The organism is Jejuia spongiicola, assembly GCF_023502325.1.
GTDB classification, from domain to species: Bacteria; Bacteroidota; Bacteroidia; order Flavobacteriales; family Flavobacteriaceae; genus Wocania_A; species Wocania_A spongiicola.
Genome location: NZ_JAMFLZ010000004.1, coordinates 495,463 through 507,578, shown reverse-complemented (window position 1 = coordinate 507,578; position 12,116 = coordinate 495,463). Strand labels below are relative to the sequence as shown.

10 protein-coding genes and 1 tRNA gene are annotated in these 12,116 nt (G+C 31.8%); 1 reads left to right on the top strand and 10 read right to left on the bottom strand.

The annotated features are described in order from the left end of the window. Positions 1 to 82 precede the first annotated feature (82 nt). The 7 genes from M3P09_RS12035 to M3P09_RS12005 all read right to left on the bottom strand — a co-directional run bounded on the left by M3P09_RS12035 (position 83) and on the right by M3P09_RS12005 (position 9,829). The gene (locus M3P09_RS12035) at positions 83 to 853 is read right to left on the bottom strand and encodes an SDR family NAD(P)-dependent oxidoreductase (protein ID WP_249973305.1); all 771 of its coding nucleotides are present in this window, start codon (positions 851 to 853) and stop codon (positions 83 to 85) included. Positions 854 to 869: 16 nt separating this feature from the next. Continuing rightward, positions 870 to 1,958, bottom strand: coding sequence for a polysaccharide lyase family 7 protein (locus M3P09_RS12030; protein WP_249973304.1), 1,089 nt, complete (start codon positions 1,956 to 1,958; stop codon positions 870 to 872). A 55-nt stretch (positions 1,959 to 2,013) separates the two neighbouring features. Next, complete coding sequence (locus M3P09_RS12025) at positions 2,014 to 3,288, bottom strand: Nramp family divalent metal transporter (protein ID WP_249973303.1); 1,275 nt, start codon at positions 3,286 to 3,288, stop codon at positions 2,014 to 2,016. Between the two features lie 11 nt (positions 3,289 to 3,299). Beyond that, entirely contained in the window at positions 3,300 to 5,174 is a 1,875-nt protein-coding gene (gene gndA, locus M3P09_RS12020) for an NADP-dependent phosphogluconate dehydrogenase (RefSeq protein ID WP_249973385.1), read from the bottom strand. 21 nt (positions 5,175 to 5,195) lie between these two features. Then, positions 5,196 to 6,215, bottom strand: coding sequence for a polysaccharide lyase family 7 protein (locus tag M3P09_RS12015; protein WP_249973301.1), 1,020 nt, complete (start codon positions 6,213 to 6,215; stop codon positions 5,196 to 5,198). A 27-nt stretch (positions 6,216 to 6,242) separates the two neighbouring features. Then, positions 6,243 to 8,570, bottom strand: coding sequence for a chondroitinase-B domain-containing protein (locus tag M3P09_RS12010; protein WP_249973300.1), 2,328 nt, complete (start codon positions 8,568 to 8,570; stop codon positions 6,243 to 6,245). 185 nt (positions 8,571 to 8,755) lie between these two features. After that, the gene (locus M3P09_RS12005) at positions 8,756 to 9,829 is read right to left on the bottom strand and encodes a T9SS type A sorting domain-containing protein (protein WP_249973299.1); all 1,074 of its coding nucleotides are present in this window, start codon (positions 9,827 to 9,829) and stop codon (positions 8,756 to 8,758) included. Positions 9,830 to 9,985: 156 nt separating this feature from the next. Here M3P09_RS12005 and M3P09_RS12000 point away from each other — a divergent pair, with 156 nt between their 5' ends. Then, entirely contained in the window at positions 9,986 to 10,705 is a 720-nt protein-coding gene (locus M3P09_RS12000) for a ribonuclease activity regulator RraA (RefSeq protein WP_249973298.1), read from the top strand. Positions 10,706 to 10,811: 106 nt separating this feature from the next. On the opposite strand, the gene M3P09_RS11995 is transcribed toward M3P09_RS12000, so the two are convergent. From M3P09_RS11995 to M3P09_RS11985, 3 genes are all read right to left on the bottom strand, one after another. After that, positions 10,812 to 10,884: transfer RNA gene (locus tag M3P09_RS11995), tRNA-Met, on the bottom strand. A 119-nt stretch (positions 10,885 to 11,003) separates the two neighbouring features. After that, positions 11,004 to 11,186, bottom strand: coding sequence for a CPXCG motif-containing cysteine-rich protein (locus tag M3P09_RS11990; protein ID WP_249973296.1), 183 nt, complete (start codon positions 11,184 to 11,186; stop codon positions 11,004 to 11,006). A gap of 76 nt (positions 11,187 to 11,262) precedes the next feature. Further along, positions 11,263 to 12,087 carry a Two component regulator three Y domain protein gene (locus M3P09_RS11985; protein ID WP_099563782.1) on the bottom strand — a complete coding sequence of 275 codons (825 nt, stop codon included), beginning with the start codon at positions 12,085 to 12,087 and terminating at the stop codon, positions 11,263 to 11,265. Positions 12,088 to 12,116 lie beyond the last annotated feature (29 nt).

Here is a 12,116-nt window from a genome sequence, read left to right as displayed (position 1 = left end):
TAGATATTTAAATTGGTTTACCAATCTGGTTTACCAAATATACAATAATTATTTAACTATGAAAATATAATTTAGCTAGGTATTACATATTATACACACCACCATTAATATCTAGTGTTGCTCCAGTAATAAAACCATCATATTCTGATGCCAGATATAGAACTGCTCGTGCTACGTCATTTGCATTACCTGCTCGTTGAATTGGAATACCTGCCGTAGTTGCAGCTGCTGACGCTTTAGTTGTATGTGTATTGTGGAATGAAGTCCCTAAAATAAGACCTGGAGCAACAGCATTGACTCTTGTACCATTAGGTCCCAATTCAGAAGAAAGCGCCCTTGTAAATGTTAAAATAGCTCCTTTGCTTGTAGAATAAGCTAAAGACCCAGGGTGACCTCCTTTACGTCCAGCAAGTGATGCCAAATTAACAATGCTACTATTTTCTTTTTTTGCTAAATAAGGTGATGCAGCTCTTGTTACAAACATCATTGATGTAAGGTTGATATCCATTACCCTGTGCCAGAACTCTGTCTCTATTTCGTTTAACAATCTGCGTGCTACAAGTGAACCCGCGTTATTTATTAGTATGTCCAAACTACCAAAAGCTTCTACTGTTTTTTTAACCAACATATTCACGTCTGTTTCTTTTGTCAAGTCTCCACTTATAGCCACCGCTTTTTGCCCTTTACTATTTGCATACTTTATCAATTCATTTGCAGTATCGGCACTGGAAAAATAATGGATAGCGACATTAGCTCCACTATCAATAAAGTGTTTTGTAATTGATTCTCCAATTCCTTGAGCACCAGCTGTAATAAGAATATTTTTGTCAGTTAATTTATCGTTGATTTTCATATTGCCTATAAGTTAATTAATCATTTTTAGTAAAATAACCTTGATTAGATACAGAAGTTTCACTAACAGTTATACTTGCTTTTTTGAACCAAACCTCAGCGTAGTTTCCATCTTCATATTGTTTTAGGATATCACCTCCATGTGTCTCAGCACCTGAACACCAATTCCTATTCACTTCAGGAGACTTTCCATTAGTTTGGTTATATGAACCTAGCTTAAAAAAACAGCCTTCACCAGCATAAGCATTTTTACGCTCCACACCGTCCTGACCAATTGGCACAAATAATTCTTGAGTCTGCTGTGGGATATCAGCAGTTGTTGTATATTCTGATTCAATTAAGTTTTTTGTAAATAATTTTGTTTCATGTCCTTCACTCATAAATTTCAAGTTCATAATACCATTTTTAACTTCAATTTCATAACTAAACTCCTCGCCTAATGAAATCCCATCTTTAGGCTCTTCTGGAAATGTATTTTCTTCTTTACCAACAACAGAAAAGTTATTTCCCCAAACAGCGCTAGAATAATCCCATCTTCCTGAATTATCATCACCAGCTGTATTAATTTCATAATGCCAAAAAACAGAACCGTTTGTATGACTGGGAAATTTCTTGTAAAATATTTTAAGAGGCTCATTCTCATGTCCATCTGCACTATGAATTTGCCCTACAACTACAGAATACGAAGCCGCAACACGAGCGTCTCCAGTTGTTGATACATTCATCACTTTAAGTGTAGCTTTTAATTTATCATTTGCAGTTTTTGGGTACCACTTTTTAGTTTGAGCTAATTCGGTTCTTGTATTGTTTGAGGTTCCGTGAGTATCTCCACCATTGGGAGTTTTATAAACTACCCAATTTGCTTTACCATCATTTGCTGTATAAAAGAAATTTTTATGCTCAAAATTGTTAGGATACCCAACGTTAGAACCATCGCCTAAAATCAAATTCCAATCGTTAGAAAAGGAAATAACATCGCTAGGGTAAACGTTTTTTTGCACTTCTTCTTTTTTTGTTTTTTTTGAAGTACGATTACAACTATTTAGTATTAAGAAAATCCCAAGTGCATAACCTATACACATTGGAATAATATATCTTTTATTCATTTTTTAATAAATTAAATGTTTAAAAATCACTCCTTTTTTCAGCTGTATAATACAATTAAAAAAAGTTAAACAATGCTATAATTCCGTTATATGATATCACCAAAGAAAAGAACAATGCTGCATACATACCGATATTAACAAAAAGACCTGTTTTATATTCATTCATAACTTTCTTACTGTTCAATAATATAATGATCCCTATAATTACTAGAGGAAGGACAAACACATTAAATACTTGAGATAGAATTTGAATCTCAATTGGATTTGCTCCAAATGCAGGTCCAATTAAAGCCACAAAACAAGCTACAGCGGTTACAATTCTGAATTGCTTAGAATTAGTATCTAATTTTCCCGACTGGTAATCTGCAATCAATAATGGTGCGATTAACAGACATGGAAAAATGGATGACAAACCAGCACTTAATGCTCCAAAAAAGAAAATAGTTACGGCCCATTTACCAGCAACTGGTTTTAACGTATTAGCCATATCAAGAACGTGCATTACTTCCTTACCTTCATAAAATAATGCCCCTGCTGCTACAGCCATAATAGTAGCACTAATTATAAATATTAAAATTGCAGCAGTTATGGAATCTTTTTTTTGTTGATTTAAATTTTTAATTGTCCAACCTTTCCCTTTTACAAATAGAGGGCGAGATAAAAACGTAGCTGCAGCCATCGTGGTTCCAACAAATGCTGCCACTAACATTTTACCTCCAGGTACATCTGGAATTGTGGGGATTAAGCCTTTAACCACATCTACCGAAAGTGGCTGAACAAAAAACAACGAAAGCAAGAATGACATACCCATTAAGGTAACAAAAATGACAAGTATTTTTTCAAAAAAAGTATATTTACCTACCAACATTAACAAATAGAAAGCGACTATTATTACAATAGCAGTTATTAAAACAGTTTCGTATTCATATCCTTTTAAACTTTCAAAATTAAGCACCAATATTTCGAAAATAATATTTGATGAAATTCCTAGAATCCCCATTAAAGAGTTCCATTGTCCAAAGGTGACTCCTATAATAATTAAGATGGCTAAAACTTTACCATACTTTAAATGTTTCTTAAAACCATACAAGGCTGTTTCTCCAGTTAATAAAGCATAATTCCCGTATGCAAACATCAATACTCCCGAAAATAAACAGCTTAATAATAGTACCCACAATAATTGCATATTAAATTTACTACCAGCAACAATCATAGAGGTTACGCTACCTGTACCAATGGTATACCCAATAGCAAATATTCCAGGACCAAACCCTAAAACTATTGCGATAATTTTTTTGAGTAATGATTTATTAGTTGTTGGTACATCCATAATGTTAGTTTTTATATCCAGTTTGTGTGATGATTTTCTGCTGAGTCATCATCTATTCTTTGATATGTGTGTGCGCCAAAATAATCTCGTTGAGCCTGTATGATATTTGCAGAAGTATATGGTGTTGTAATTCCATTTAAAAATTGAATTGCTTCAGCCAAAGCTGGTGTGACAATATCATTGAGGACACATTGTGACACTACTTTTTTAGCTGCTGGTTTATACTGATTAAGTAAATCTATGATTTGTGAATTAGTCAATATATTGGTTGTACTTTTGAAGATTTCAACTAAGTTTTCCATTAATGAAGACCTAATGATACAGCCGTTTGTCCAGATTCGTGCTATTTCACTTAAGTTTAAGTTCCAATTGAATTTATCTGAAGCCTCAACTATTAATTTAAAGCCTTGATAATGGTTTATAATTCTTGCAAATTGATAGGTTTTTAAAACCTCGTTTTTAGCTATTTTTAGTTCTAAAGTATTTACTTTTTTAAAATTTTTATTTAAAAGAAGTCGTTCTTCCTTATAAAATGAAATATATCTAGAAAATAACGCAGAAGCTATTAATGTACTTGGCACACCTAGCTCTGCTGATGTAATAGTGGCCCAATTACCTGTGCCTTTATTTCCTGCTTTATCTAGTATTTTTTTAACTAACCAATCTTCTCCTTCCTTTTTTCTACAAATTGTGGTTGTTATGTCTAACAAGTAACTGCTTGCTGTTTCTTTCCAAGTTTCAAAAGTGTTTGCTACATCGTTTGGGTTTTGACCTAAAGTTTCCAAAATTGTAAATACCTCAGCTAACAATTGCATTTCTACATACTCAATACCATTGTGTACCATCTTTATAAAATGTCCACTTCCTTCTGGACCAACATATGTACAGCATGGTAAACTATTTTTGTCTTTGGCCGAAATGGTTTCTAAAAATCGCTGCACCTTTTTATAAGCTTCAATATTTCCACTTGGCATAATGGACGGCCCTTTTAAAGCTCCTTCTTCTCCACCAGAAACTCCAATCCCTATAAAATGTATATGCTTAGTTTTTAAATAATCAACACGTTCCTTTGTTCTTTTATAATTAGAGTTTCCGCCATCAATTAAAATATCACCTTCAGATAAATGCGGCAGTAAGTCTTCAATAACATAATCTATTGTTTTCCCCGCATTAACCATGAGCATAATTTTTCTTGGTTCTTGCAATGACTTTACAAATGCAGGAATATTGTCAAAAGCGGAAGCTTCTGATAATTCAAGATATTTAGATTTAAAATCTTTAGCAATATTTTCTTCTATACCATCAACGTGTCTATTAAACATTGAAATCTTAAAACCCATATTGGCAAAGTTTCTACATAAACTTTTACCCATTACTCCTAAACCAAATAATCCAAATTCAGATTTATTCACTAGCTCGTTTTTTATCGTTTCAATAATATTTTCTGGTGTTAAGCTAATATCAATTTGTAATGCTTCTTTAGAGATTTCTAAAATATCAAATTGAGATTTTAGTAGTTCTGAAGGCATAAAATGATTTGGTCTTATATTTATTCTGTTATAAATCTGATCGAAAGATCCAGATAAGTGAACCCATTTAGTTTTGCTTTCAATATCAAGGCTTAAAATATCGCGATACTTTTGCTTTAATGCAGAGCATACAATCACACAACTACTTTTAGTCAATTGCCTTTTAGCCAATTTGTTTAAAGTTTTTAACCAACCTTGCCTGTCTTTATCAACTAATGGCTGGCTATTAGCCATTTTTTTGATATTGCTTTTAGAATGAAAATCATCACCATCAAAAAAAGGAATGTTTAGGTCTTGCGATAGTAATTTTCCAATAGTACTTTTTCCACATCCAGAAACGCCCATTATGAAAATCACTTTTTTCAATATTTCTTTGTTTTATTGATTAGGTACTGTACTTTCTCCCACAGTTGCTTCTTTAAACCAAACCTCTGCATAACTTCCATTTGCATATTGTTTAGCTATATCGCCATTATAGATTTCAGACTTCGTACTTTTACCATTAGCCTGATTATAAGCCCCTTGTTTAAAGTATTGTATTTCTCCTGCATAGGCAATTTCTCTTTCTGGACTTACACTTCGTCTTGATAAATAAACGTTTAGCACTTGTTCTGGAATGTCTTCTTTTGTTGAAAAATCTGATTTCAATAAGTTCTTTGTGAATTTTATAGTTTGGTGACCTTCACTAGCAAAGGTTAGATACATAATGCCTTTATATACATTAACTTCATAACTAAATTCTTCTCCTAAGGCAATACCTTCTTCGGGCTCTTCAGGGTAAGACGTTGGACTTTCTCCAACAACAGAAAAATCGTAACCCCAAACGGCTGTGGAATAATCCCATCTGCCCGAATTGTCTCCTTCTGTATTAATTTCATAGTTCCAAAAAACCGATCCTTTATTGTGTCCAGGGAATTTTTTATAAAATATTTTTAATGGCTCATTTTCATGGCCTTCATCACTATGAATCTGACCTACTACCACAGAATATGAAGAGGATACTCTTGCATCACCAGTTGTTGACACATGCTGTACTTTTAAAGTACCTGTTAATTTGCCTCCTTCTTCTGGAATCCAATGCTTCTTTTCTCCTAACTCCGTTCTCGTATTACTTGAAGTTTTTGAGGTGATACCTGAATTTGGCGTTTTATATACTACCCAATTTGTATCCTCATAACTTTCTACATAAAAAAAGTCATCCTTTTGAAAATTAACTAAACTATCAGAACGCGTGCCATCTCCTAAAAGAATCTTCCATTTATCCATAAATGGAATAACATCACTTGGATATTTTACTGGTTTTTCGGTTTTAGAACCTACTCCTAAAGTAGTTTTAGAATTATTTTTACAGGCCAAAAATGCCAGTAATATTAGTATTGATAAGCCTATTCTTTTCATTGATTTAATTAGTTGAATATTGGTTGATTAATACATCAATTTTAACTTTAAATTCTCTTCAACTTTAATCTCGCCAGAATTTGATATTTGATTGTTTGAATGCGAATTGTTTTTTGCTCCCCAAAGTAGCGCAACTAACTTAACGGGGTTATCCATAAATGTGTTATTAGAAATATCAACATTTATTATTCCTCTTGTATTTATTAAAATACCGTTTTCTTCTTTAGCGCCACATTTTGCAAAAGTAGAATTATATAACTCAAGATTTCCACCAATAGTAGATTCGTCATAACCACCACGATAATAATCAATTACATTTTTAGAAACATTCAAAAATGTACAATTATGAATCATCAAATATTCGGTGTTATAATCGCCTTTATCGTTTGTTTCTTCAGATAATTCTAAACCATTTAAACAGTTTAAAATATTAGTGTTTTGAAAAGTGATGCGTTCAGCAAATGATTCTTTGTACACTTTTAATACATAATTGAAATCACTGATTTTACTATTAGACACAGTTAGCCTGAAATGACTAGACATGTTTTCTTTAAGACTAGCAAAAGCATAATTTGACATATTTCCCTTCAAAGAGATTTTATTAAGCCAAAGAAATCCTTTTGGATGTAATTCGAAAAGAGGCGTATTTTCGGCTCCTGTATAATATATAGTTGTATTTGATTTATCATCTGAATTAATATTGATTTTTTTATTAATTACCAAAGAAGAATCTAGATTATAATTTCCTGGATTCAATTTTATAATATCAAAATCGTCTGCCTCACTAATTTTTGCTCTAAGCTCATCAGTGGTTGAAACTATATAGGTTGTTGGTTCTTTATCTTCAATCTCATTTGAGTACCAAGAAGCTCCATATTTTGATTTATCTAAAATATTAGGGCTAGCAGTAATTTCATCAACTGTAGCACCAATTCCCTTAGTATCTTGTCTCAAATTTCCAAACAAATCAGTTTTAATAGTATTAAAATCAAACCCATCATAGCCTTCTACGTCATTAGGAATACTAACTGGAAGTACAATATTATCTGATAGCTTTTTTAACTCTAGAGATGCTCCAATAAGTCCATTATTAAAATCTTTAAATTTCACTCCTTTATTATCTACAATATTACTTTTAAATACTACACCATCAGCTTTATCATTTTCAACAACAATAGCGTCCAATCCCTTTTCATTATAAACAATATTGTTAGCTACTGTAGTTCTAATAGCTCTTGCTGAACGAATCTCAGATTTTGGTAAGACATCAGCTTGTGCAATGTTTGTACCTACTCCAAATTGCCAAGGCGAACTACAATTTAAATACGTGTTATAAGCAACAACAACATCTGTTACTTGATTATAACGATTTAATGGTGATTTTGGAATTCCATTCATAACCGCCAATGGACTTCTGAAGCTTTTCCCTTTTAAATTAAAGAAGTAGTTGTTTGTTACCCAATGTCCAGTATTAATAATACGAATACCTCCATAATTTTCGTTTACTCCATCACCAATAAAATAATTCCCATCAATAGTCGCATAATTTCCATGTCGAGTAACTAGAGAACCTTCACTTTTATAAAATACATTGTTTTTAAATACATTAAAATTTGTTTTACTTGAAATAACCTCAACTTCACCATTACATTCTTCAAATAAATTATTAGCAACCATAGTATGACTTGGAGACATAGACGTATAACTATCACCTAACTGAATTGTTTCACCACTTGGGCCTCCTTTTACTGGTCTTGGTCCAAAATGATTATTTACAATTTGATGATAGTTATTGATACTTTCAATACCAGCAATACTAACTCTTACTGTTGGCCCTCTATTAGTTTTACCGGCAATATAACAGTTGCTTAGCTCATTATGTCGTCCCCAAAATTGCACCCATAAATCACTTTTATCTCGTTTTGGTTTATTGAAATCTTCGATAACACAATTAGTTAATTTACAGTTATTTGCTATTTCATCTAATGTATCTTTATGGCTTATTTTAAAATCGACTACAGCATTTGATGGCGAATAACCATTTTTGAAATATAACCCCTCAGCAACCAAATATTCACCTCCGAATTTTAAATACGATTTACCTTCAATACTAACTTTTCCTGCTGTTTCAGCTTTTAGGATTATTGGTTTATTCTTAGTACCCTTACCTCTAAATTTAATTTCAACATTTTTCCAAGTACCATTTGCTAATACAATTTGATCTCCAGCTTTACTGTTCTTTATCGCATCGTTTAGTTCTTTAATATTAGTAACTTTAATTTCACCAGTTTGTGTTTGTTGATTACAAGCTATTAATAAAACAAATAAGCTTAAAGTGAATATGGTTTTCTTCATGTGTTTATTTAGTATGTTTAAAAAATTACTTGTAGTCATTTATGTTTTTCTATAAATTTATATATAACTCTTTAAATAGTTGATTTTTTTATAAAAACACTTTTAAAATTTCATTCAATTATTCAGGTACTTAAAAAAGCCTTTTATTTAATAAAAGGCTTTTAAATCAATCAAACTAATTCTAATCACTCAATTACTATTTTTTTAACTAGACTATTATCATCAGTATTTACTTTTAAAAGATAAATACCACTACTTAAAGCTGATACATCAAATCTATTATTTACCAAATTATTTTCAGAAATCACTTTATTACCAATAATGCTATACATTTCAACGGAGGAAACTTTTACGTTTTTTGATTCTATAGTTACTATATCTTTTACAGGATTCGGATAAATTTTAAAGTTTGAAGCTAAAACATCTTCAGTTGATAAAGTAGTATTTTGAGACGGATTAGCAGAACCTATATGATTTAATTCTGAACCAGCAAAGCTATTAGGGGTGCTTCGATTAGTTGTAGAACTTAATACCCAATTTGGCACATTTCCTGACGGAATATCTCCACCAACCCAGTCTGATGTTGACTCATCATTTGTTACAACAGACCCAGTTGAATTTCCTATTCTAGCTGCATAATCGTATTGGGTTGTTGTTTGTATAACTGTTGCTCCAGCTGGAAACTTTAAAGTTCCTGTTGTTACTATAGCGTCTTCGGCAAATATAACATTGGCATAAGCAAACTCATCATGAGGTAAAGTACCGTCATCATCAGCAAATGAAATACCGTCTAAAACTGTCCAACCAGCATAAACCGCTCCATCAGGTGTTCCGTCATCATCACTATCTATATCATCACTACTTGAAGGAGCCGTTGCAGACTGAATTAACAAATAAGTATGTGTTTGATCTTCTAAATTACCATCATTTAAATCTAAAACAACTGTTGCATCTGGGTCAACGGTATAAGGGTGGCCTGTTGCTAAAAGCACTAAATACCCATTTGATCCTAATGTCAATCCTGATAAATCCATGATATCAGATTCAATATCACCTGGACTATTACCGTCATCACCATCTCCATCAATTCCAACTAAATATGTTCCTGCTCCAATTGTCGCATTTGCAACACCCCGAATTTCAATATATTCGTTTGGAGCATCAGTCCCTGGAGGGCTTATAAAGATTTCATTTATATAAAGTTGAGCGCTAACTAATTGGCTAGCAAATAATAAAGTAAAAAGTAATTTTGTTTTCATAATTTTTCAGATAAAAAGTTTATAAAATATTACCATTACTTTTTAGGCTAAGAATTATTTAGTATTTTTGGTAAACCAAACTGGTTAACCAAATTGGTTTTCCAAATATATGGATATTTTTGTATTATGCAAATTATTTTAACACAAAACTGTAAAATGGTGAAGTTGAACCCTATTATTCGTCAAAAGTTCAAAAAGATAAGCACAGCAACTATAGCTACATGCTTATATAAAAAGGGATTAAGAAATCAATTTATTCAAGATGTGCACCCTCTTAGTTCTTTAAAAGGAAATATGGTAGGTGAAGCTTTTACCTTAAGATATATTCCTGCCCGTGAAGACCTAAACCCTGTTAATGTATTTCAAGACCCAAAACACCCACAACGAGTTGCTATTGAAACTTGCCCTAAAGGAGCAGTTTTAGTTATTGATAGTAGAAAAAATGCTAAAGCAGCGTCAGCTGGATCAATTTTAGTTACGCGTTTAATGATACGAGGTGCGGAAGGAATTGTAACTGATGGTGGTTTTAGAGACTCTGAAGAAATTGCTAATCTAGACTTCCATTCATATCATAAAAGGCCTTCAGCTCCAACAAACCTGACACTACACCAAGCTATAGATATTAATACACCTATAGGTTGTGGAGACATTGCTGTTTTTCCTGGTGATGTTATTGTAGGGGACAAAGATGGGGTAATAGTAATTCCATCAAATATAGCTGAAGAAGTAGCTAGTGAATGTGAAACAATGACTGTCTTTGAAGACTTTGTATTAGAACAAGTAAATAAAGGAAAATCTATTTTAGGATTGTATCCACCAACAGATCAGCAAACTTTAACTGATTTTGAAAAATGGAAAAAGTTGAAAAATATTTAAGCTTTAGTTATTATAATTACTAAACTTATAAAGTCTTCTCTAAAATAGAGTACTTTCTCGCTCATAATAAAAAAACCTCCAACCAAAGGCTGAAGGCTTTACTTAGTAGCGGGAACTGGACTCGAACCAGTGACCTTCGGGTTATGAGCCCGACGAGCTACCTACTGCTCTATCCCGCGATATAATAACAAAATAATTTACTTAGCTTTTAACTCTCGGTTCATAATGCCGACCAAATCATTTCGGACTGCAAATATACAACCCTTTTTAACTTTAACAAACATAAAAAACAAAAAAATTATTGCTCAATGCTATCTACTTGAAAATCTATTAATTCTGAATTTGAAAAGTGTACAGAAACCTGAATAGGATTACAACACACTTCACAATCTTCAATATAAGTTTGCTTAGAAACCGAATTATCTATTAGCATCGATATGTTTTCCCAACAATACGGGCAAGTAAAATAATGTTCTTTCATTTAAAATAAGGTCAAAAAAAATAGATAACAAGTTATTGTTATCTATTTTACTAATTTATGAAAAACTTCACTCTAACTAATCTTTTTCAATATCCATTGTTGCTGTTGCATTTTGTAATTCTAAATGCATTAAACTAGGTGGATTCTTTCCAGATACACTTATGTATTCTTGGTTTAAATTATTATCGCTTACCATAAACGTATTTAACTTTGTTAAATTCATAAACTCCATTGGTAAGTCGCCAGTAAATTTATTACTTGATAATAATAATTCTTGTAACTGAGATAATTGTGCAATTTCAACAGGTATCTCTCCATCCATTTTATTATCCATAACACTTAGCTTTTCTAATTTTGATAAAGCATAAATTTGGTTAGGAATAGTTCCTGTTAAAAAGTTACTTCCTAATAAAAGTTCCTTTAAGTTTGTTAAACTCATTAATGACATTGGAATATTACCCGTAAGCTTATTGCTATATAATTTTAATGATTCTAATTTTTTTAAGCTACCAAGTTCTGTTGGTATTTCTCCTTCAAAACTATTCATAAACAATTCTAAAGAAGTTAACTCTTTTAAATTTGCTAATTCTGTTGGAATCTTTCCTTCTAATTTATTGAAACCAAAATTTAATTTTCGTAAAGAAACAAGGTTCCCTATTTCTTGAGGTAATGTTCCTTGAAGATTGTTAAAAGGTAAATTAATTTCTACAATTTTACCATTCTCAACTGTTACACCATACCAAGAATCGATAGATGCACTAAGGTCCCAAGTTGAGTTCCATTCACTACCTTTTGTTGAATTGTATAAGGCTAATAATGCTTCTTTTTCGTTTGAGGAAATATTAGCAAAAGAATATGCCGATACTAAAAAGCATACAACTATAAGTTTAAAAGTCTTCATTTTGAATAAATTTGGGATTAATTCTCCTA